General features: G+C 32.5%; 21 protein-coding genes. 6 read left to right on the top strand and 15 right to left on the bottom strand.

The features are described 5' to 3' along the window. Positions 1-10: 10 nt before the first annotated feature. On the top strand, positions 11-721 hold the full coding sequence (locus HM981_RS11475) for a phosphate ABC transporter substrate-binding/OmpA family protein (protein ID WP_179338944.1): 711 nt from the start codon (positions 11-13) through the stop codon (positions 719-721). 40 nt (positions 722-761) lie between these two features. On the opposite strand, the gene HM981_RS11470 is transcribed toward HM981_RS11475, so the two are convergent. Then, positions 762-932, bottom strand: a complete 171-nt coding sequence (locus HM981_RS11470; protein WP_179338943.1) for a hypothetical protein — start codon at positions 930-932, stop codon at positions 762-764. 61 nt (positions 933-993) lie between these two features. Next, the gene (locus HM981_RS11465; RefSeq protein WP_179338942.1) at positions 994-1,164 is read right to left on the bottom strand and encodes a hypothetical protein; all 171 of its coding nucleotides are present in this window, start codon (positions 1,162-1,164) and stop codon (positions 994-996) included. A gap of 82 nt (positions 1,165-1,246) precedes the next feature. Here HM981_RS11465 and HM981_RS11460 point away from each other — a divergent pair, with 82 nt between their 5' ends. Beyond that, positions 1,247-2,185, top strand: a complete 939-nt coding sequence (locus tag HM981_RS11460) for a helix-turn-helix transcriptional regulator (RefSeq protein ID WP_179338941.1) — start codon at positions 1,247-1,249, stop codon at positions 2,183-2,185. 222 nt (positions 2,186-2,407) lie between these two features. Here HM981_RS11460 and HM981_RS11455 read toward each other — a convergent pair whose 3' ends face one another. Continuing rightward, positions 2,408-2,968, bottom strand: coding sequence for an NUDIX hydrolase (locus HM981_RS11455; protein WP_179338940.1), 561 nt, complete (start codon positions 2,966-2,968; stop codon positions 2,408-2,410). Between the two features lie 79 nt (positions 2,969-3,047). Next, positions 3,048-4,136, bottom strand: a complete 1,089-nt coding sequence (locus tag HM981_RS11450) for a M42 family metallopeptidase (protein WP_179338939.1) — start codon at positions 4,134-4,136, stop codon at positions 3,048-3,050. Between the two features lie 132 nt (positions 4,137-4,268). Between HM981_RS11450 and HM981_RS11445 the strand changes: the two genes are divergently transcribed. From HM981_RS11445 to trhA, 4 genes are all read left to right on the top strand, one after another. After that, positions 4,269-5,159: an ABC transporter ATP-binding protein gene (locus tag HM981_RS11445; RefSeq protein ID WP_179338938.1), complete on the top strand. Its 891-nt coding sequence runs from the start codon at positions 4,269-4,271 to the stop codon at positions 5,157-5,159. 37 nt (positions 5,160-5,196) lie between these two features. Then, positions 5,197-8,844, top strand: a complete 3,648-nt coding sequence (locus HM981_RS11440; RefSeq protein WP_179338937.1) for an ABC transporter permease/M1 family aminopeptidase — start codon at positions 5,197-5,199, stop codon at positions 8,842-8,844. Positions 8,845-9,055: 211 nt separating this feature from the next. Next, entirely contained in the window at positions 9,056-9,751 is a 696-nt protein-coding gene (locus HM981_RS11435) for a DUF4294 domain-containing protein (RefSeq protein ID WP_179338936.1), read from the top strand. Between the two features lie 2 nt (positions 9,752-9,753). Further along, the gene (trhA, locus tag HM981_RS11430) at positions 9,754-10,380 is read left to right on the top strand and encodes a PAQR family membrane homeostasis protein TrhA (RefSeq protein WP_179338935.1); all 627 of its coding nucleotides are present in this window, start codon (positions 9,754-9,756) and stop codon (positions 10,378-10,380) included. Positions 10,381-10,497: 117 nt separating this feature from the next. Here trhA and HM981_RS11425 read toward each other — a convergent pair whose 3' ends face one another. The 11 genes from HM981_RS11425 to HM981_RS11375 all read right to left on the bottom strand — a co-directional run bounded on the left by HM981_RS11425 (position 10,498) and on the right by HM981_RS11375 (position 21,941). Continuing rightward, positions 10,498-11,466, bottom strand: coding sequence for an alpha/beta fold hydrolase (locus HM981_RS11425; protein ID WP_179338934.1), 969 nt, complete (start codon positions 11,464-11,466; stop codon positions 10,498-10,500). A 9-nt stretch (positions 11,467-11,475) separates the two neighbouring features. Then, positions 11,476-12,456, bottom strand: a complete 981-nt coding sequence (locus HM981_RS11420) for an alpha/beta fold hydrolase (RefSeq protein WP_179338933.1) — start codon at positions 12,454-12,456, stop codon at positions 11,476-11,478. A gap of 106 nt (positions 12,457-12,562) precedes the next feature. After that, entirely contained in the window at positions 12,563-13,309 is a 747-nt protein-coding gene (locus HM981_RS11415; RefSeq protein ID WP_179338932.1) for an SDR family NAD(P)-dependent oxidoreductase, read from the bottom strand. Positions 13,310-13,371: 62 nt separating this feature from the next. Continuing rightward, positions 13,372-13,935 (bottom strand): TetR/AcrR family transcriptional regulator, encoded by a 564-nt coding sequence (locus HM981_RS11410; protein ID WP_179338931.1) that lies wholly within the window; start codon positions 13,933-13,935, stop codon positions 13,372-13,374. 372 nt (positions 13,936-14,307) lie between these two features. Then, positions 14,308-15,477 carry a serine hydrolase domain-containing protein gene (locus HM981_RS11405; protein ID WP_179338930.1) on the bottom strand — a complete coding sequence of 390 codons (1,170 nt, stop codon included), beginning with the start codon at positions 15,475-15,477 and terminating at the stop codon, positions 14,308-14,310. Positions 15,478-15,662: 185 nt separating this feature from the next. Further along, complete coding sequence (locus HM981_RS11400; protein ID WP_179338929.1) at positions 15,663-16,061, bottom strand: Imm7 family immunity protein; 399 nt, start codon at positions 16,059-16,061, stop codon at positions 15,663-15,665. Positions 16,062-16,157: 96 nt separating this feature from the next. Continuing rightward, a complete protein-coding gene (locus HM981_RS11395; protein WP_179338928.1) occupies positions 16,158-16,946 on the bottom strand; it encodes a hypothetical protein in 789 nt (262 codons plus the stop codon). 55 nt (positions 16,947-17,001) lie between these two features. After that, positions 17,002-18,027 (bottom strand): hypothetical protein, encoded by a 1,026-nt coding sequence (locus tag HM981_RS11390; RefSeq protein WP_179338927.1) that lies wholly within the window; start codon positions 18,025-18,027, stop codon positions 17,002-17,004. 219 nt (positions 18,028-18,246) lie between these two features. After that, entirely contained in the window at positions 18,247-19,242 is a 996-nt protein-coding gene (locus HM981_RS11385; protein WP_246286227.1) for a glycoside hydrolase family 26 protein, read from the bottom strand. Between the two features lie 300 nt (positions 19,243-19,542). Then, positions 19,543-20,790: an aryl-sulfate sulfotransferase gene (locus HM981_RS11380; RefSeq protein WP_179338925.1), complete on the bottom strand. Its 1,248-nt coding sequence runs from the start codon at positions 20,788-20,790 to the stop codon at positions 19,543-19,545. A gap of 230 nt (positions 20,791-21,020) precedes the next feature. Then, entirely contained in the window at positions 21,021-21,941 is a 921-nt protein-coding gene (locus tag HM981_RS11375; protein ID WP_179338924.1) for a hypothetical protein, read from the bottom strand. Between the last annotated feature and the right edge of the window lie 265 nt (positions 21,942-22,206).

Here is a 22,206-nt window from a genome sequence, read left to right as displayed (position 1 = left end):
ATTAAAGAGTATGAAAAATAGTACAAGCGAACAACAGCAATGTTTTAAATGTAAACAATCATTTGAATCAAGTATTGTTGATGAGAAAATTTGTGTAGAATGTAAGGAAAAAGTCAAAAAGAATAAGCAATTGGTTATAGGGGTAATACTTGGCCTTGTATTGTTAATAGCCTCTGGATCCTTTTACTTTTATAATCAAAAAATCACTCCAGACGCCACTTTTGAAGGTGTGGTTGATAATGACACTATGGAGATAGATAATGTCATTTTAAAATCAAATGAAGCAACAGTAATTAAACAGATTGTTAGCCTAGGAGAAGCTGTGGATAATTTGACAGCCTTCAAACGTTTTTCAGAAGATAACAATGGCATTCCTTCAAAAATTCAAGTTTTATTCGATAAAAATGAAACTGAGATATCAGAATCTGATGGTTTATTCTTGACTCATTTTGCTAAACAGTTCATAGAATTAGGGGATGATTATACCTTATTACTCGAAGGCTATACTTGTGATTTAGGAACTGATCGATATAATTTAATACTCTCTATTAATAGAGCTCAAGTAATAAAAGATTATTTAAATTCGAAAAATATAAACAGCAAGCAAATTGAAACTAAATCTTATGGAAAAGATCAGTTCGTTAATACTGGTGATCTTGAGCAAAGTAGAGCTGAAAATCGGAGAGTTTATATTACAATATATAAGGGAAGTAAAACTTAAAAACAAAACCCCAAAGTTATTAACTTCGAGGTTATTAAACTTAAGCTTCCGTTTTAGCAATTGCATAGCCAATGCAAGCCACACCTGCACCAACAGCAATGGGTATTGCAAAAGCAATTCCGGCAGAAACAGCAATCAGAGCTCCAACTCCAGCACCTGCAGCACCAATGGTTGCTACTATTCCAGTTTCAGTTGTTTTTTCATCTTTCATAAATATTAGATTTTAAAAATGTTAACTTGATTTTTTTAATTGGCTTATACTAATTATAAGTTTAAGAATTCACAGACCGTAAGAATCCTGTGATGGCTAAAATTAAACCTACCGTAAGAAGTGTTACAGTGGTTTTGTCTTCTCCAGAAATATCAGCTATGTCACTTGAAATGGTTTCACAGCTTTTGAATAAATGATTTAATTGATCTAATTGTGATTTTTGTAAATCCATAATACTATTGTTTTTAAAATTTAAAACAAATTTAATTCGTAGTTTTCCCGTATAACGGGAAAGTAAAATAGATACACAATTTATGAGTAATGATATTAGACGGTTTATAATTTTTCTAGACCTTTTAAAAAATAATGAAGATTTGGTGACCTCCCATCAAATAGAAGTAGCTCAACAAAAAGAAGGTTTAGATTTTTCGACGTCTACATTAAATAGAGACTTTAGTTTTTTAGTGAAAATTGGATTTAAAATATACAACGATAAAACAAAAGGCTATAAATTAGACCTCGACGATATTGAAGAATTTACATTACTCACTAATCTGTTTAAACGAATTGCATTTTCTAATGTGCTGAATAAGGTCATTTCTTTAGATAATAAAACTCATAAATATTTAGCTTTAGATGACACTAGTTTGGTGAAAAATTTTCAGTATTTTGATATCATCTTAAAAGCCATAGATAAGAGAAAGGAAATTAGTTTTCAGCATACCAGTTTTTATCACACAGAAAGGGAAATATCAAAATCCCATATGATCAAACCTCATTTGCTGAAAGAATATGAAAACAGGTGGTATATTGTAGGAGAGACTTCTGCTGGATTTAGAGTCTTTGGATTGGATCGTATAGAGAATTTAAAAGTTTTAACTAACAAATCTTTTAAAAATAAAACGAAAGAAGCGAGTGAAAAGCTATATTCAACTGTTGGCTTAAATTTTAGTGATTATGAACCAAGGACAATCGTTTTACGTTTTCATAATAGTCAGAAACCTTATTTAGAATCATTAAAATTGCATCATTCACAAAAAGAGGATTTAGAAAACGTCTTAGATGGATTTTATACTATCAATTTATTTGTGAGCTATAATTTTGAGTTGCGTCAACAAATTTTAAAATATGGAAGTTTTGTAGAAGTATTACAACCCAAATTTGTAAGAGAGGAGATTAAGAATGAAATTCATAAAGCCTTTAAAACATATCAACAACTAAATATTATAAATATTGAAACGGACACATTTTGACTGTTTCAGTTTTACTTTTGAAGCTGTTATTAGTAAGGGAGATTTTCTTAAATGAAAATTTAATTTTAGATTTTTTAACATATTTGCGATTTGAAGCCACAAAATAGGATGTAGGGATCGCTATTTATTAATCAAAATTTGATTAATGGTTTCAGCCGTGACTAGCTGATAAAACCCCAACCGAATAGGTTGGGGTTTTTATTTTAATAGGATTATTAATTATTACAGCTTAAGTAATTTGTTCTTTATGGCCTTATGTACTTTAAGATAATAGTCATAATTACTGGCCACAAAATGCATGTTGGTTTTACTGTTTTTTAATAGATCTTCAAAGTCTTCAAGCGTCACTAATTTGAGTGCTTCAACTTCTGATTCTTGTTTCACTAATGCATTCAGCGAAACATTCAATTTCGCAATATAAACCTGATGAAATTCATTATCCTGAATCTTACCATCAGCATAACTCGTTTCATGAAGAAAAGTTCCGATATGTTGAAGATTATTAGGTGCTAATTTCAAACCGATTTCTTCTTCCGTTTCACGTAAAGCGGCTTCAATAAAAGTTTCACCTGCATCAATGTGTCCTGCAACAGAAACATCCCAAAGTAAAGGGAAAATGATTTTTTTGTGAGAGCGTTGTTGTAAAAGAATTTCGCCTCTAGATGTATATAACCATAAATGAATGGTGTTATGGTACAAACCTTTGGCATGTGCTTCAGATTTTAAAGCTGTTTTTCCTGTTGGTTGACCTTGCTTTGTAACAATATCTAGTAGTTCGTCCATAGTTGTAAGAAGACCTCAAAGGTTTTAGAAATCTTTGAGGTCTTTAAAATTATTGTTTTACCAAATCTAGCTTAGCGATTTATTTGAAGTAACTAAAAGTTTCTCCGTCTTCTATTTTTAATAATGTTTCATAAATTAATTTAATCACATTTTCCACATCATCTCTATGCACCATTTCTACTGTCGTATGCATGTAACGCAATGGTAAAGAAATCAAGGCAGAAGCGACACCACCATTACTGTAAGCAAAAGCATCAGTATCAGTTCCTGTAGCTCTAGAAAGTGCAGCACGTTGAAACGGTATTTTATTTGCTTCAGCAGTATCTGTAATTAAATCTCTTAATTTTTGTTGTACAGCTGGAGCGTAAGCGATAACTGGACCTTTTCCGATTTCAGCATAACCTTGTGTTTTCTGCTCAATCATTGGAGTGGTTGTATCGTGAGTTACATCTGTAACAATAGCCACATTTGGCTTAATAGTTTGTGTAATCATTTCAGCACCACGTAAACCTATTTCTTCTTGTACAGAATTGGTAATATAAAGTCCGAATGGCAATGTTTTCTTGTTTTCTTTCAATAAACGCGCTACTTCAGCAATCATAAAACCACCCATTCTGTTGTCTAAAGCACGACACACAAATTTGTCTTTGTTTAGAATATGAAATTCATCTGGATAGGTAATAACACAGCCTACGTGTACGCCCATTTTTTCAACCTCCTCTTTGTCTTTTGCCCCAATATCAATAGTTATATTGTCTGGCTTTGGAGCTTGTTCTTTGGCTTTACTTCTGGTATGAATTGCTGGCCAACCAAAGACACCTTTAACGATACCATTTTTAGTATGGATATTTACAATTTTACTTGGAGCAATTTGATGATCACTTCCACCATTTCTAATCACATATATTAACCCATTATCCGAAATATAATTCACATACCAAGAAATTTCATCGGCATGTCCTTCAATAACAACTCTATATTTTGCTTCAGGGTTAATTACGGCAACTGCAGATCCGTAAGTATCTGTTATAAATTCATCTACGTATGGTTTTAAATAATCCATCCAGATTTTCTGTCCTTCCCATTCGTAACCAGTAGGAGAGGCGTTATTTAAATATTTTTCTAAGAAATCTATTGATTTTTTATTAAGAATGCTTTTTGAAGCCATAATACTTATTTTGAGTTTCTGTAAAAATAAAAGGATTTGCTAAGCTTTTAATAGCTTTTGAATTTTTTTTGTAACAAATTGAACTATTTTTATACTAATCCATCAACTAACCATAAACTTAAATTCAAAATCATGAAGCTCGTTATATCTAACCTTACTAAAACATATAAAAATGGAGTAAAGGCCATTGATAATCTTAATCTTGAAATTGGAACAGGAATGTTTGGACTTTTAGGACCAAATGGTGCTGGTAAATCCTCTTTAATGCGAACCATTGCAACATTACAGAGTCCAGATTCTGGATCTATTATGTTTGGTGATATCAATGTTTTAGAAGATAAAATGGCTTTACGTAAAATATTAGGTTATTTACCACAATCGTTTGGTGTGTATCCTAAAATGTCTGCAGAAGATTTACTAGACTATTTTGCGACTTTAAAAGGCATTAGTTCAAAAACAGATAGACAAGCTTTAGTCAAAGAGGTGTTAGATATTACGAACCTGTATGACATGCGTAAAAAATATGTTGCAGGTTATTCAGGAGGAATGAAACAACGTTTTGGTATTGCACAATTGTTGTTAAATAATCCGAAATTAATTATTGTAGATGAGCCAACAGCTGGTTTAGATCCTGCAGAACGTCATCGTTTTCTAAATGTATTGCGAGAAGTTGGTACTAATTGTACGGTGATTTTTTCTACGCATATTGTTGAAGATGTTAAGGAACTTTGTAACGATATGGCGATTTTAAATGGTGGTCGTATATTAAAACAAGCAACTCCAAGTGAAGCAAGAAAAGAATTAATAGGTCGTATTTGGACTAAGGTGGTAGACAGAGACGATTTAGAAGCACATGAAGCACAATACAATTTATTGTCTTCAAATTATAACGAAGATAATTCACTTAATATCCGTGTGTTTAGTGATGAGCAACCAAGTGACGATTTCAAATCTGTTGAGCCACAGCTCGACGATGTGTACTTTATAGCACTAAAACAAGACGAACCCGTAAGTGCGGTTTAAATTGGTATTAATCTTGAATTTTTAAAAAAGTACATCTATGTTTTCTACAATATTTTTTCACGAATTAAAGTACTGGTTAAAACGACCGGCTACTTATATTTATATGGCTATTTTCTTTATGCTGTCACTGTTTATGGCAGCAACAACAGCAGGAATATTCGATAGCATTACTGCTACAACAGGGTCTTCAAGGATTGTGAATTCACCAATTGGAGTGAATGGCCTCTTCAATGGTTTAACAATTTTAATTTTCTTTTTATTTCCATCTATAATTGGTGCCTCTATAAATCGGGATTTTAAAAGTGAAATGCATTCCATTTTATATTCTTATCCGTTTACAAAAGCGAATTATTTATTTGCTAAATTTTTTAGTGCCATTACTATTGTTACGCTTATTGTAATGATGATAGGAATTGGTATGTTTATTGGTTTTAGGTTACCAGGCACTAATTCAGACTTGGTTATAGCTTTTGATATTACATCTTATTTCAATTCATATTGGCTTTTTATTCTGCCTAATATTTTACTATTTGGTGCAATTGTTTTTGCAGTAGTCACTTTTACAAGAAACATTGCCGCAGGATTTATAACTGTGATACTGTTATTGTTTGTTCAAGGTGTCACAGAAAGTTTATTGTCTGATCCAGATAGTCGTTACTTGGCAGCCTTATTAGATCCTTTTGGAGCATCTGCTTCAGATTATTATACGCGTTATTGGACGGTTTACGAGCAAAACGAAATGCACATTCCTATTAAAGAGGTTATCTTATATAATCGGTTACTTTGGTTAGGTGTTGCGAGTTTAGTATTTGGTTTGGTTTATAAGTTTTTTACATTCAGTCAAAATGCGATGTCATTTTCTCTTTTCAAAAAAGTAAAAGGAGAACGTTCTATAAAACGAAATTTTGGAGGCATTACAAAAATTAACTTGCCTAAGGTGGTTAATGATTATTCTTTTGTTCAGAATTTAAAAGCGACTTGGAAAATATCTAATGTAGAGTTTAAATATATCGTTAAAAGTTGGCCTTTTATTAGTATTGTTTTAGTCGGATTAATAGTTGTCTTAATTGCTTTAGCAGACGTAGGTAATCCATACGGAACAACAACGTATCCTAGAACTTGGTTAATGTTACGAGGTGGTAGTGCATTTGTGTTTGCCATTAATATTTGTACGTTTTTATATGCAGGTATGTTGGTGAACAGAAGTAAAATAGCCAACATTAATGCTTTAGAGGACGTGACACCAATACCAAATTGGTCGCTGTTTTTATCTAAGTTTATTGCCATAATTAAAATGCAAGTGTTATTGCTTACGGTGATTATGATAGCAGGTGTTTTGTTTCAATTGTACAAAGGGTATTTTGATATTGAAATTGGTTTATATGTTAAAGAACTGTTCGGTTTAAAACTAATTAATTATGTGATTTGGGCCTTCTTAGCATTATCAATTCAAACATTAATTAGAAATCCATATCTAGGTTTGTTTGTGCTTTTAGTGATTTCTATAGCCATCCCATTTTTAAGTTTGGCAGGTGTAGAACAAGCGGTATTTAAATATAACGAAGGACCTGGGTTTGGGTTCAATGATATGAATGGTTACGGGGATTCCTTATCCAATTATTTAACTTATAAATTATATTGGGTACTTGGTGGCTTAGTTTTAATGCTTGTTGCCGCGTTATTTTGGGTTCGTGGTTTACCGCATTCATTTAAAGAACGTATAAAGATTGCTATTGAACGTTTTAATACACCCATGGCAATTTCATTTGTGGTGCTTTTAGTTGGATTCCTAACCACGGGTTATACCATTTATCAAGCGACAAATATTAATAATGACCGTTATTCTTCTAAGGAACGTGAAGAAATGAGGGTTAAATGGGAAAAAACATATAAGAAATATGAAGACTATGCACAACCACGTATTGTTGCCGTAAATGTAAATATGGATCTGTTTATTGACGATCGTAATTTTGAATCGTCTGGTGAGTATGCCATGATTAATAAAACAGATACCGCTATTGATAGTATTTTCTTAAATCATAATGATTATCCAAGTACGTTTAAATTTAGTCGTGAAAACACCTTGGTTTCAGAAGATACAATATACAATTTTGATATTTATAGGTTGAAACAACCATTGATGCCAGGTGACTCCATGACGTTAAACTTCACGGTTAAAAACAAACCAAATTCGTTTTTGGTTTCTAATTCACCTATTATCGAAAACGGAACATTTATTAATAATATGCAATTGTTTCCTAGTTTAGGATATAACGGAGGTGAGCTTACGGATGATAAAACCCGTGAAAAATACGATTTACCACCGAATAAGTTAAAACCACATCCATCAGATTCCACAGCATTAGGAAACACCTATATTGCTAAGGATAGTGATTGGATCGATTTTGAAGCGACTGTAAGTACAAGTGAAGATCAAATTGCAATTGCACCAGGTTATCTTCAAAAGGAATGGGTAAAAGATGGTAGACGCTATTTTAATTATAAAATGGATAGTAAAATCTTGAATTTTTACGCCTTCAATTCCGCAAAGTATGAAGTGAAAAAGGATAAGTGGAAGGACGTTAGTCTAGAAATTTACTATCATAAAGGTCATGAATATAATCTGGATAGAATGATGGATGGTATGAAAGCCTCGTTAGCATATAACAGCGAGAATTTTAGTCCATATCAACATAGACAATTACGTATTGTAGAATTTCCAAGTGGAGGTTTTGCTCAGTCTTTTCCAAACACCATTCCATTTGGTGGAGATACTGGTTTTATTGCGGAAGTAGATGATAGTGAAGACGGAGGAATAGATTATACATACGCGATTACAGTACATGAGGTTGCACATCAATGGTGGGCACACCAAGTCATTGGAGCTGATGTTTTAGGAGCCACTATGTTGTCTGAAAGTTTGTCGGAATATGTAGCATTAAAGGTTCTCGAAAAAGAATTAGGAAAACCTCAAATGCGTAAGTTTTTAAAGAAATCTTTAGATGATTATTTATTGAGAAGAACGTTTGAACGTAAGCGTGAAAAACCATTAATGTATAATGATGGACAAGGCTATATTCGCTATCAAAAAGGCTCTTTAGTATTCTATGCATTGAGTGATTATATTGGAGAAGATGTCTTAAATGGAGCTTTAAAAACCTATGTAGAAAAAGTGAAGTTTCAAGAACCACCTTATACCACGTCTATAGATATGGTAAATCATATAAAAGCGGTGACTCCAGATAGTTTACAATATGTTATTAAAGATATGTTTGAAACCATTACGGTTTATGACAACCGTATTACAAACACAACATCTACCAAATTAGAAAACGGCAAGTACAAAGTAGATATAGAGTTTCAAGTGAGTAAATACAGAAATGACGAAAAAGGAAAACAATTGTTTTCTGAAACAGAAAGAGATTCAATTTCATATTTACCAGAAGGAAAAACGAAACCTGTTTTATCGCTTCAACTTAAAGATTATATTGATATCGGCATTTTTACAGAAAATGATGTCGATGGAAAAATGAAAGAAGAGCAACTCTATCTTAAGAAGCATAAAATTACGGCTATTGACAATAAAATATCAATTATTGTAGATGAGAAACCGACTGAAGTTGGTGTAGACCCTTACAATAAGTTAATTGATAGAAATTCTGAAGATAATCGTCAGAAATTGTAAAATCATTTAAAATTCAGTTATTAAGACCTTTCAGATGAGATAAATCTGAAAGGTTTTTTTATGTAAAATATCAATTCGCATTAAATCTTGTAAATCTGTTGCAAACAATCATAATATTAATAAGAATTTAGGGTTATAACTTTTAATTATTATTAATTTTGAACTTGCTTAGAGTCCTAATTTTGGAATGGTTTTAGCACTAAATAGATTCATGAAGTATATTCTCTACATAGCGTTATTGTTTTCAGTTGTTTTAAGTGCACAAGAAGATCCTGTGAAACAAGATTCCACAGATGTGCATTATATGTATATTGAAGGTGATTCTATTCCTGTAACTTCTGTAGAATTAAGAGAGGTTTTAGTGTTACCAAATTTAAAATTTAAGGATAGAGAAGCTAGAGTTCGTTATATTATTCTAAGACGAAAAACGCTAAAGGTGTATCCTTATGCTAAGCTGGCAGCAGAACGCTTAGAAGCTTTACAAGAACGTTTAGATGGATTAAAGCGTAAGCGTGATAAAAAGCGCTATGCTAAGATTATTCAGAATTATATTGAAGATGAATTTTCTGCAGAGCTTAAGAAACTGACTAAAACAGAAGGTCAGATTTTAGTAAAACTAATTCACCGACAAACCGGTAAAACTACCTTCGATCTCATTAAAGAATTACGAAGTGGCTGGCGTGCCTTTTGGTTTAATAGCACGGCAAGTTTGTTTGATATTTCATTAAAAAAGGAATTTAGCCCTATTGATGAAGAGGAAGATTATCTTATAGAAGACATTTTACAACGTGCTTTTCAGAATGAGCGTTTAAAACGACAACCACCAGCTTTTGATATTGATTTTTATGAAGCTTTAAATAAATGGTCTAAATCAAAAAATAAAACAAATTCTAAGCCTAAAATTTAACTATGCGAATTCAAACGAAACGAGAAGAACAGCTTAATTCTATAACACATGGTTTTGGTGCGCTTTTAGGAATCGTAGCTTTAATTTTATTAATTATTGACGTAGATAGTGAACAACCTTGGAGTTTGTTTAGTGTAATTGTCTATGGGATTTCTATCATCATTCTTTTTTTAGCCTCAACGTTTTATCATGCGGTAAAAGGGGAGAAGCGTAAGCATTATTTTAGAATCGTTGATCATGTTAGTATTTATCTACTAATAGCAGGTACGTATACTCCTGTTTTATTAATTTTACTTACGGATAGCTTAGGTTGGCCTTTATTTTGGACCGTATGGGGAATTGCAGCTTTTGGAGTGATTTTAAAACTGTTTTTTACAGGACGGTTTGAATTTTTTTCAACACTTCTTTATTTGGTTATGGGTTGGCTTATTGTTTTTGACTTTTCTAATGCTTCTGAAGCGCTAGGTCCAAATGGCATTCTATGGTTGTTTGCAGGAGGTTTATTTTATACGGTTGGTATTATTTTTTATGCCATTCAAAAAATTCCTTATAACCATGTAATCTGGCATTTGTTTGTTTTAGGTGGTGCTATTTGTCATTTTTTTATGACCTATTTTTATGTCATTTAAGTTGAAAACATCATTTTTTTTAAACTTAAACTTATATGTTAATTAGTTAATTAAGATTTACGTAAACATATTAAAAACTATTTTGTTACGTACATCGATACACAGTGTTATAGCTCGTTATTCTATTTCATTTTTAGATAAAAATTCTAAAATAAGTTTTGCCATCTCTCTTGTTTTTTCTTCAGCTGCAAAATGACCTGCATCTAATAAATGTAATTCGGCATTGGGTAAATCTTTTAAATAAGCCTTTGCTCCATTAGCATTAAATTTCAAATCCTTTTTTCCCCAAGCAATCAATGTTTTTGGTTGATTTTCTCTCAGCATCTTTTGCCATTTAGGATATCGAATTAGATTGGTATTATAATCTTTAAAGAGCTGCACCTGAATTTCTCTGTCTTTTTGAGATTTAAGAAATGACAAATCGTGTGTCCAAGCATCTGGACTTTGAATGTTGATATTTGTGCTATCTAAATCAAATAAATATTGCTTGTTTATTATAGCATGTTCACTTGTTAAGCTATACAAAAAATCGTGCTTCGCTTGTGACGTATTTGTTTGTGCTGTTCTAAAAAAATCTTGTCGGTTAGGTGTTAAACCTTCCAAATAAGCATTGGCGTTCTGAACTATTAAAGCCTCAATCCGTTTTGGATTTTTCATTAGCATTCGATAACCAACAGGAGCACCAAAATCTTGCATGTACATCACATAATTCTCAATTTGAAGTGTATCGATGAGCTTCACAGTATAATCTGCTAACAAATCAAACGTATAGGTTGTCGTTGTTGGATCTAAATGCGTGCTGTAACCCGACCCTAAATTGTCTGGTGCAATAACATGATAATGCGTTGCCAACATAGGAATAAGATTCCTATAAGAATGTGAAGACGATGGGTAACCATGAAGCAATACAATTGTTGGTTTGCTTTTATCTCCTGCTGCTCTATAAAACAGTTTTACACTATCAATTTCCACATAATTATAAGTCGTAGCTGGTGGTAAAAAGAACTGTTTTTTAGTGTCTTCTGATTTACACTGACATCCAAATAAGGTTAGTGAAACCACTAAAACTATTACAAATTGCTTCATTCTAAATTTTTATTTATTCTGATTTCTCATGAAATTTCTAATGCTTTCAATAATAGCATCTCCTTCTTCTTCTAGAGCAAAATGTCCTGTATCGTAAATATTATAATCAATCTCTTTTACGTCTTTTTTAAACGCTTCGGCACCACTTTCAGGAAAAAAAGCATCGTTTTTGCCCCAAACGATTAATAATGGTGGCTGATTGTCTCTTAAATATTGCTGCCATTTTGGGTAAAGCTTCACGTTATTCTGATAATCGTAAAACAAATCTAAATTTACGGCATGTGCGTTTGGTCGAGATAATCTTAAGAAATCTAAATTATAACTATCCGGATCTACGGTTTCAATATCTCTAACACCATGTGTGTATTGCCATTTTAAACCTTCTAATGAAAATGCAGGTAATAAAGCATCTTCTGTTTCTTTAGTTCTGTTTTTCCAAAGTGCTCTTATGCCAGCCCAAGCCTCTCCTAGACCTTCTTCGTAAGCATTGCCGTTTTGGTTAATGATTGCTGTAATCCTTTCAGGATGCGCAGTCGCTAATCTAAAACCAATGGGAGCTCCATAATCTTGAATCATTATCGCATAAGAATTAATCTCTTTTTGTTCTAAAAATGAATCAATAGTAACTGCAATATTATCAAATGTATAGGTGAATGTTTCCGCATCTGGAAAATCACTATTACCAAAACCAGGATAATCAGGTGCAATTAAATGAAACTCGTTAGAGAGTTGTGCTAACACTTTTCGGTATTGATACGATGATGCCGGAAAACCATGTAGTAAAACGATGGTTGGGTTTTTAGGATTACCAGCTTCTCTATAGGCTATGTTTATTCCGTTTACAGCTAATGTTTTATATTTTAAAGTTGATTTTTCACTTGTAACCTTGGATGTTATTGCTTTAGAAACACGATCTGTTTCTGATGTTACCTCCTCTTTACAAGACATAAACAGTAAAACAATACTTAAGATTAGGATTAAATTTTTCATAGTTTGAATTCAAATTTAAATCTCAAAATTATTTTGAGACTTATAAAATAGAAAAGCCATAACCAAAATGAGATAAGGTTATGGCTCAATAATTATTTTTAGTTTTTTAATTTCTACCAGCCATAACACCACCATCGGTATCCCAAATAGCACCTGTTACCCAAGCAGCCTTGTCTGATAATAAGAAGATAATACTATTGGCAACATCTTCCGATTCTCCAAAACGACCTATTGGGTGAAAACCGTTAAAGCCTACCAAGGCTTCTTTAGCAGCTTGTTCTCCACCAAAAACACCATGATAAACAGGCGTATTTACTAAGGCAGGAGACACTGCATTCACACGAATGTTATCTTCTGCTAATTCCATAGCCAAATGTTGTGTTAGCGAATGTAAACCTGCTTTTTGCATAGAATAGGCCGTAGAAGGCGTTGCTTTTACAGCTTGTTTCGCCCACATGGATCCCACATTTACGATAGAGCCACCTTGAGTCGCTTTCATTTTTTTAGCAGCACTTTGTGTGATAAAAAAGAAGCCTCTGTTTAAATCTAAATACGAATTATAGTCTTCCATAGTATGATCTAAAAACGGTTTAGGGCCAAAAATCCCTGATGCATTCACTAAATAGTCTAAGTTATCTAAATCCTCAATTTTAGCAATTAAAGCATCTACTTCAGTAGTGTTAGAGATATTTGCTGTGTGTTTAACTAAGTTTGTTGCATCGGCAATTTTATCTGTATTTCTACCTACAACATGTACAGTTGCACCACCTTCTAATAAGGCGTTTGTAGTTGCATTACCTATTCCGCTTGTTCCACCAATGACTAAGGCTACTTTGTTTTCAAATTCTTTCATTATATTGTTATTAAATTATTAAAATTAGACAGACAAGTCTGTCTTTGTTTGTTCAAATTTTTTTAAGCTATTATTTTTTTACATAAATTTTTAGACTCTACAATAGGCCAATCTTCTTGATGTAAGTGACTTTCTCCAACAGCACTTTCATAGAGTAAGTATATTTGTCTTGCGAGTGAATTTACTTGCTCACTTTTAACCTGCTCTAAGTTGTTGGTGATCAGTTTTGCGATAAGTTCGATAAAACTGTTTTTCTGAGATTGTATTTCATGTCTAATAATCTCATTATCTTTTGGAATTTCTGATACTGTTTTAATACACCAACATCCATTAAAATCTTTATCTTGATAAAACAGTTGAAGGAAATCGAATATCGCTAGGATTTGCTCTCTTCCTTTTGGTTTAGAGGTCGTGAAATTTTCAAAATCTTCTAAAAAATTGATATTCTTATATTGAAGATACGCTAGACAAATATCTTCTTTGGATTTAAAGTGATTGTAAAGGGTCGCCTTAGCAATGCCTGCTTCAGCAATAATTTGATTAATACCTGTAGAATTATACCCATTCTTATAAAATAAAAATGAGGCTGTCTCCGTAATTCTATTTTTTACTTCGGCATGTTTCATGGTGCAAATATATCAATTATTTTTAAAAACAGACAAGTCTGTCTTATTTTTGTTTAAATCTTAACTTAGCTTTAATATTTAGAAAATAAACGAATCTTATTAGCCTTTGATATTATACGAGGTAATTCATAGGTAACTATAATTAATGATTTAATTTTTAGTCAACCTATTTCAGGCGAGGTGATTTGGGTTATATTGTTGCCAACGTGATTGTGTATGGTTTACTTCGTCTGTTCGCTGCGCTCGGGTGTTGCGTGGTTAAGCAACTAAGTTAGTAAACATTTACGAACCTGGGAATATTCAGCAGAAATTTTCGCAAGTAGGGAAGAACAAAGCCATTAATTATCCACGGTGTTACGCATTTGGCATTTCTCAATTATTTTTCATTTCTAACAACAAATATGAAAGTTCGATTGATAAATTCCGTACTTCTTCTCTAGAATTCATATTGTTAGCTAGAGTTACAACTACTGCTTTTTTATCAAAAAAGATTCTAAAAAAACTACTGCAACCAACTTGCTTTCCATTGTGCTCAATTACTTTTCCATATTTTGGTGTTATCCCATTAAACCAACCATTAGTATATTCTCTTTCTTTGTTATTTGGTTTATTAAGTTGAATCATAAGTTCAGTAGTTTTTGGACTTATTAACTGATAATTTAAAATAGCTTTTCCAAATTTGAGCATATCTTCTGCTGTCGATTGTATTCCTCCACCAGCATATGAATGGCTTAAATCATTTTGTGGACTTCTATAAAAAGTATTCCCAAGTTTTATGTAATTATCTGTTTTATTCTCATAATTCAAATTACTGTCTTCTATATTAGTTTGTGTCATCTCTGCTTTATTCCAGATATTTTCTTGCATATAATTCTGATATGATTTTTCTGTGACCTTTTCTATAATCGCTCCAAGTATTGTGTAACCATAAGATGAATATAAAAATGAAGTAGCAGGTTCAAATTCAAGTTCTCTATTCTTAAATTTTTCAAGAGCTTTTATTGAATTAGGATAATGAGTAAAATGTACTGATTCAAAGTCAGATTTGTAATATGAAATTCCAGAAGTATGATTTAATAACTGACGAATAGTAATATCTCCTTTTTTCTTTTTTGGAAATTCAGGTAAATAGTTTTGGATGGGAATGTCTAAATCAATTATGTTTTTTTCGTAAAGTTGAAAAATGGCAATAGCAGTCATAGTTTTGCTTATTGATGCAATTCTAAATTTACTTAATTGATTTGGTTTTTTTTGATTTCTTTTATTTAAAAATCCAGCTGTTGATAACCAATTTCCACAATTTTCAGAATAAACACCTGTTGAAATTCCCAAAAATTCATTTTTCTCTATTGCAGAGTTAATAATGCTATCTGCTTTGTAACTAAAACTATTTAGTTCATTGCAATTCAGATTGTTTTTGCTTTCAGAAAGAGAAATTGGTTGCTCAGAGAATGGATTTAAGCTAAAAGGTTCAAAAGTCCAATAGAAAAGATAGGAAAGCAGAAGTAAAATTATTCCTAAAATTATTTTTCGTTTACTCATAGGTTTTTTCTGCTTGTGCCTAACGTGATTGTGTATGGTTTACTTCGTCTGTTCGCTGCGCTCGGGTGTTGTGTGGTTAAGCAACTAAGTTAGTCAACTTTAACGAACCCGTGAATATTCCGCAGGAATTTTCGCAAATAGGGAAGAACATCGTAATTAATTGTACACGTTGTTGTTTGCAATTTTTATTCTTTAATTTCTGGATTCAATGGTGAAAGATAAATATCATCTAATTCAGCCACTTTTCCTTTTTTTATAGACCATACTTTAAATTTAGCCTCGTTTCCTCTTTCTGTATCTTCATCATCTTGCACATACATGATACCATAAGTGCCTTTTGAAATTAGAGCTAACCATTTAAAAAAGTCAATTACGTGTTCAGTTACAACCCGATGATTATGATTTACCATAATAGATAAATGATATGTTCCATTCAGACGTTTTAAAGAATAAAATTCATTGCTATAATCTAATTCGTTTAATTTTGATTCAATTTGCTTTATAGTCGCGTTCAAAAGTTCATTATCGTCATCTTCTTCTTTATAAGATTCTCGTATTATAGCCCAACCATTAATTTCAATCATTTCGTTACGTTTTTCTCAAATTATATGCAACTCGTTATAAAACAGATTTTATAGCTCATATCTCGCAAATTAAACAAGATATAAGCTAAACTATGCCTAATTTATGTTTGCGTTCATTAATTCTATTTGAAATTTAGTAGCCTCAAAAGCCATTTGTATGCCTTTGAGATTTACATGTGCTTTATTGGTTTCAATTAAGGTGTCTAAATAGTCTACTTGCTTTTTAATATTGTTGGTATCTCTTTTAAAAATTTGATATTTTAATTGTATTAATTGCGTGGTAATATTATCTAATAGATCGGTTTCTTTTAGCGCTTCGTCAATAGTGCTTTTAATTTGTGTATCGTTTTCGGTGCGTTCGTCAAAGAGATAGGCATTTGCTAAGTCGGACTTACTTAATGCAGTATAATCACTCTCTCCAGACATATCTTTTCGATACGTCATTTTATTATCATTGAGAAAATACCATCTGGTGTAGGAGTCATTTTCCATTTTGATCTCTTTTTCAAATTTCCGCTCTTTTGTACTCCAATTGGTAAAGGCAATTAAAAGTTTTGTACCATCGTCTTTTTTTAATATGGCCATTTTAATTAAATAATTACTATCGCCAGGTTTTTCGATCTCAATTTCTAAAGGCGTCTCTACAGAAACATAGGTTTTTATGGCTTTTAGTATAGATGACACCTCCTTTGGACTTGCCGTTGGGAATAGGTTTTCTCTCAAGAACAAATCGATATATAAATAGTGGGTTAGATAGAAGTCATCCATTTTTAGGTAGTTGATTTCTTTAAGGTTTTCTGACTTTATGTTTATGTTTTCAGATTGCGTGAATCCAATGTTGGTGGTTAGGACGAGTAGTGTTAATGTAAGTAGTCTTTTTAGCATGTTTTGTTTTGAGTAATAACTGTGTATTAAAATTTAGAGTTCCTTAAATTACGACTTAATCTATATCATCAATATAAGTGACCTTAAAATAACCATCAGTAATGGTTCTGTCTTCAATTTCAGAATTTTCAATGTAAAATGTGCCTTCAATAACGTTTGTGTCTTCGTTGTGATTACTAATAGAAATATAAGAATCATTTGATTGATCTGGATTATTACTCAACAAATTTTCAGGAATGTTAATTCTATTCTCAAAACTGATTCCCAAAGATTGAAAGCTGCCGTCTGGTTGATATACATAATTATTTCCTGTTTGTACATCTGAAGGGACTGAAATAATTAATCTTCCAAAGTTGCCATCATATCCCTGAATTCTAATTTTATCAATACCTGAAGATTGTGATCTGCGCGAATCAGGTGATCCTGGATCGTCAGTGACCATACGAAAACCATCAACTCTAGCTGAAATTATATTTTTATCGGGATTCTCGTCTTCAGTTCTATCGATATAAGGAAGACTAAACATTCCGTTTTCTAATTCTACACTCTTTAATTCTCCAGTTGTAACATCTATCCATCGAAATAAGGTGCCACTAAAGGTCCCTGAAATCGTTTTATTTTCGGTATCTAAATTTGTAATATTAACCTCACCAACTTGGTTACTCGCTAAAACATCACAGCCATATACGCCAGAGTAATATTCTGAAGAAGCGGTTGTATTCCCGTTGGTATCATTAGAATTAAAATAATAGAGATTTGTTTCTAAATGATCTTGTAACGTTCCTATTTTATATAGTCCTGTCGCAATTGGATCTTCAAGAAAGGTTTCTCCTATAGTTAATCTCAGTGATGTATTGAGATCAAAATCAGTACCACTTATAACTAATCGCTTATTATCCCATAACGTCACCTCAACAAAAGCTGTTATTCCATTTGACGTATTTCCATAATCTAATAGCTGTCCATCTATGGTTGCTTTAAAAATTGTTTGTTGTGTGTCTGTAGTTTCATCTTCATTACTTGCACAGCTCACAACGCTTACTACTAGTGTTAATAAAGCTATTTTAAATAGGTTTTTCATGGCATTGGTTTTAAACTTAATTGAATCTTTTTCTATGATAGGTGTTCGGTGGACCGAATTTAGTAAATTTATAACGAATAGACTCGAACACAACGAACAGGAGATGTAAACTCTATCTGGATTTATAGAGGTCGCTCGTCTCATTGGGTACAACTCGTTATAAAATAGATCTTATAGCCCATATCCTCTAAATTAAACAGGATATACGTTCAACTATGTCTATTTTTTTATTTTCGTATTCCACAATCCATCTGAAGCCTTTAAGTATTTTGATTTTTTTAGTTCTTCAATCCATTTTTGGGTTACGTAAGGACTAACTTGAATTCGGGAGTCTACCTTATTAAAGGTCGCATTAGTAATCCACATAGGCTGAGACGTCCAATCCGAATTTATATAACTAAAGGCTTTTATTACATCAGAATTTTCATGTATAGTCTGGAAAAAAGGTATGAACCAGTCTTTCCATATTGTTTTTTCTAGTTTCACTTTTTTTAGATCCGAATCAAAGTATAAATTGTCTATTTGTCTTACCGGAGTTGCTTCTGAAATAAATACCGGCTTTTTATGTTTCCTTGCAAACACAATCATTTCTTTATCTGGTTGCCCAAAATAGGAATACGCACACCAATCTACTAAATCATCACCAGGATACCATTCTTCTAACACCTTTTGATTAGAACCTGTTCCTTTAGATTGCCACACAAAAGCAACATTATCTACTTGTTTAGCTTTGAGAATGGCATGTATTCTTTGCCACGCCTTAAGATAATGTTTCTTGTTATAATGATTCCAATCCCAACCATCAAATTCATAACCAATTCTTAAGAAAACAGGACGCTTAGTCGCTTTAATCCAATCCGCTAAATCATTAATTAAATAGTCAAGTTTTCCTTTTGCAACACTTTTTTCATGATTAACCATAGATAACCCTATGGCTAAAGCAGTATTTTGATACGTAGAATCTTGAAGGTAAAGATTAGCCCAAGAATCTCCAGCACCCCAATTGACTTTTGTTTTTATCCCGTCTAGCCCTTTGTTATAGTGTCCATAAGATTCATTATTAGGAGATAAGTTGGTGTATATGGTTACTCCAGCAGGTGTATCAAAATAATCTGTGTACCCATTATTATAATCCTCTAAACCTCCTGTAGCCTCTAAATCTTGTCCAACAAAAACTAGACATTTACCATCTTCTGGTTCGAATTTTTGTGCCACTATTATGCAGGTCGCACAAAGCCATAGTAGTGTGAAAATTAACTTATTGGATGTCATGTTTTTTTAGTTTAAATCAAAATTAGGCATAATGTATTAGAAACACATTAATCCCTATAGTATTTACGGTGGTCTAATGAGGAACACTATCTATGGTTCTTCTACGCTATATAGCGTATTAGAATTTGGATGTTGTTGTATCTGGTTAGCGCAAATTGGTATGGATTTGGATTTCTTTGACATAAAAAAATGACTTTTACTTAAGTTTAAGTAAAAGTCATTTTTTGTAAGTGCTTTGTTTTTTTAATTCACTCCCAGAAACGAAAGTCGATCGTCATCTACAGGTATGGCGTAGACTCTCCAAAGGGTATCGTATCCGGAATATTTCCATAAGACTTCACCGCTATCGGACACTTCCCAAACGGTGCCGTCTCTACCTTCTGCAATAAGTGTATTGCCGTTCGGTGTACGTACGGCTCCTCCTAATCCGGAGCTGTATAGTTCTGAATCGGTGAAGGACCATACCAGTTCTGGTTCGTTATCTTCACCTGCAACAAGTTGATAAGGTGGATTTAATTGGTATTCAAAAACGGCCGATTGGTTATCGTAAATATTGTTAGAAAACACTAACATGTTTCCTGTATCTAACACATTAGGATAATGGACATCGTTTATGGTGACGTCTCCTACGTTATCGTAAGCTAAAGGGTTACCAAAACGGTACACTAAATCTCCGCCTAAATTATAGTTTCCGCCCGCACTTGTAGCTGCTTGCGCTGTTGTTGTGCTGTGGTCTATCACCCAAATCTCGCTATAGTTATTAATTGTTACATAGATAATATTATTAGTTTCATCTATAGTAATACCATTCATGTGCATGATATCTCCATTGGCTTGCGCGCTGTTGTAGTTGATATCTATTTTATTAGGATTGTCTTGTACAGTACCATAATTAAGTTTGGTGCTGTCATGATCTTGAATTAAATGATCTGTAACATGCCACTCCCAAACAATTTCTTGGGTTACAGGATTCATTTCTATGATTGCTTCAGGATATATGTCTTGACTACCTGAAAATCCCATTTCGGTTGCATCACTTACTAGAAGCTGTTCCCATACTGGGAATATAATATTGCCATTCGCTAAGTATTCTACATCATGATGGGCTGTTTGTGTGGTATTGTTATAAGACACCTCCCAATCTATTGTTTGGTCGGCATTTATTTTTTGAAAGACACCACCATAGCCTCCAAAGGTAATGGTAGCATCGCTAGCTTTTAGACACACTAACATACTACCGTCATCTAATAGACTGGCATCATTGCCTATTGCGGCATCAAAGTCCCAACTAAATATTTCGTCACCATTGTGATTAATTATATCTGCACCTTGCCCTGTTTGGTCTACTACCAAAACATAGGTTGAGGTATCTATTCCTGTTGTGTTATCCGTATCGCTGCTGTCGCTACTTTGGATATCATCGTCATTACATGCTGTAAATAGTGCCATAACGGCTAATAATACTAAAGACGTAATGCTAGTTGAATTCATTTTCAATGTGTTTTTCATAGTATCTATTTTTTATCTCTTTAGATGCCATTTTTAATAAAAACATGCGCTTGGTTATGATAGTTATAGGGGGTTGTGTTTTAATAGTTTATGAGTTAGTGAGTTGTGCGTGGATGAATGGCTGATTGAGGACAGGGAAATGGGATAGGGAAATGTGTGTAGATGTTGTGAGTAGGCTAATATTTTTCCTGAATTATATACTTTGTATGTTGTTAGTTTATTCTTCCAAAGGATGTGCTGCGTGTTTTAAAACTTATTAAACCTTTATTATTTTCACCTGGTCTTTTTATTAACTCGTAGTCTGGATTGGTATTGGGGTCATTGTCAATCCTAATTTCCCAATACAATAAGTTCTCGAAACAAGATTTAGCCAGAGGATTGTGTAATTCTTTTACTTCTTCGTTCATAACGGCTCTTAATTCTTTCGGTAAATTCTCATAGTGATTTTCGAAAAAAGGATATTGTTCATTGTTATAGGTTAAAATTACATATTCCATTTCTTCGTATTTAAGGTCCTTTGGGACCTCAATAACTGAGGTTTCTCTGTTTAGAATTTGTATTTGTTTATATTTTTGGTTGGTTGTTACTAATACTAAATTCAAGTCCGTTTTACTGATGTTGGCTATTGTATCGTTATCAATAATTAGCCTTAACCTTAAAGGTTGAGACAGCGCTTTTATGTTTCTTACAATAAAAGGTATATCGTGTACGATGTATTCGCTATGTTCTTCGATGATGATTTCTAAAATTTTGGCAAAGTTGGTTTCCACTAGTACTTTGTTGAAATCTGGTTCTGATTTTGCGAGGTTGATAAATTTATCTAATCGCTCCATGTCGTAGTTAGAATATATTAGTAAGGTTCTGTCTTTGGCTTCTTGAATATAGAACTTAAAATTTTTGTTAAGCGCTTCTTTATAGGCTTTTAAGGTGGTCGTATCTGTTATGTCTAAATCATAATCATCGAAAACTAGATGTGTTCCTTTAAGAATCTTATTCTTGTAGTTGTTATAATATTCGGTAATTATTTTGTCTGAATTTAGGGTGTTGAGCCATTCTTTTGCTTTTTCGGAATTGTCTTGCGCATTTAAAATGACCGTAAACACTAGTAGAATGATTGTTATTATTCTTCTCATAATTATTTACAATTCGTTTTGTAATGCTTTGTACTTTTTATGTTTAAAATTAAGATAACAATTAGGCTCATTTCTTAAATAGCCTATTTAAGATACTTCTATGTTTAATTTTGTTCTATAAGGTGTAATCTGCTTTTTCTAAAGCACTTCATTACCGTTTCTCAATGTGATTAGATATCTAATTTAGTAAATAAAAACTAGATAAAACATCCGCAAGGATTTTCGCAAGTCAACTAGAACCAAGCAATTAATTATGCGTGGTGTT

Origin of the sequence: Winogradskyella ludwigii (assembly GCF_013403985.1) — a bacterium.
Lineage (GTDB): Bacteria > Bacteroidota > Bacteroidia > Flavobacteriales > Flavobacteriaceae > Winogradskyella > Winogradskyella ludwigii.
This window is presented reverse-complemented; position numbering and strand designations above follow the sequence as displayed.

Excerpts from the sequence above, each read along its gene's own strand:
- HM981_RS11475 (WP_179338944.1), top strand. The coding sequence starts at position 11 with ATGAAAAATAGTACAAGCGAACAACAGCAATGTTTTAAATGTAAACAA.
- HM981_RS11470 (WP_179338943.1), bottom strand. The coding sequence starts at position 932 with ATGAAAGATGAAAAAACAACTGAAACTGGAATAGTAGCAACCATTGGT.
- HM981_RS11465 (WP_179338942.1), bottom strand. The coding sequence starts at position 1,164 with ATGGATTTACAAAAATCACAATTAGATCAATTAAATCATTTATTCAAA.
- HM981_RS11460 (WP_179338941.1), top strand. The coding sequence starts at position 1,247 with ATGAGTAATGATATTAGACGGTTTATAATTTTTCTAGACCTTTTAAAA.
- HM981_RS11455 (WP_179338940.1), bottom strand. The coding sequence starts at position 2,968 with ATGGACGAACTACTAGATATTGTTACAAAGCAAGGTCAACCAACAGGA.
- HM981_RS11450 (WP_179338939.1), bottom strand. The coding sequence starts at position 4,136 with ATGGCTTCAAAAAGCATTCTTAATAAAAAATCAATAGATTTCTTAGAA.
- HM981_RS11445 (WP_179338938.1), top strand. The coding sequence starts at position 4,269 with ATGAAGCTCGTTATATCTAACCTTACTAAAACATATAAAAATGGAGTA.
- HM981_RS11440 (WP_179338937.1), top strand. The coding sequence starts at position 5,197 with ATGTTTTCTACAATATTTTTTCACGAATTAAAGTACTGGTTAAAACGA.
- HM981_RS11435 (WP_179338936.1), top strand. The coding sequence starts at position 9,056 with ATGAAGTATATTCTCTACATAGCGTTATTGTTTTCAGTTGTTTTAAGT.
- trhA (WP_179338935.1), top strand. The coding sequence starts at position 9,754 with ATGCGAATTCAAACGAAACGAGAAGAACAGCTTAATTCTATAACACAT.
- HM981_RS11425 (WP_179338934.1), bottom strand. The coding sequence starts at position 11,466 with ATGAAGCAATTTGTAATAGTTTTAGTGGTTTCACTAACCTTATTTGGA.
- HM981_RS11420 (WP_179338933.1), bottom strand. The coding sequence starts at position 12,456 with ATGAAAAATTTAATCCTAATCTTAAGTATTGTTTTACTGTTTATGTCT.
- HM981_RS11415 (WP_179338932.1), bottom strand. The coding sequence starts at position 13,309 with ATGAAAGAATTTGAAAACAAAGTAGCCTTAGTCATTGGTGGAACAAGC.
- HM981_RS11410 (WP_179338931.1), bottom strand. The coding sequence starts at position 13,935 with ATGAAACATGCCGAAGTAAAAAATAGAATTACGGAGACAGCCTCATTT.
- HM981_RS11405 (WP_179338930.1), bottom strand. The coding sequence starts at position 15,477 with ATGAGTAAACGAAAAATAATTTTAGGAATAATTTTACTTCTGCTTTCC.
- HM981_RS11400 (WP_179338929.1), bottom strand. The coding sequence starts at position 16,061 with ATGATTGAAATTAATGGTTGGGCTATAATACGAGAATCTTATAAAGAA.
- HM981_RS11395 (WP_179338928.1), bottom strand. The coding sequence starts at position 16,946 with ATGCTAAAAAGACTACTTACATTAACACTACTCGTCCTAACCACCAAC.
- HM981_RS11390 (WP_179338927.1), bottom strand. The coding sequence starts at position 18,027 with ATGAAAAACCTATTTAAAATAGCTTTATTAACACTAGTAGTAAGCGTT.
- HM981_RS11380 (WP_179338925.1), bottom strand. The coding sequence starts at position 20,790 with ATGAATTCAACTAGCATTACGTCTTTAGTATTATTAGCCGTTATGGCA.
- HM981_RS11375 (WP_179338924.1), bottom strand. The coding sequence starts at position 21,941 with ATGAGAAGAATAATAACAATCATTCTACTAGTGTTTACGGTCATTTTA.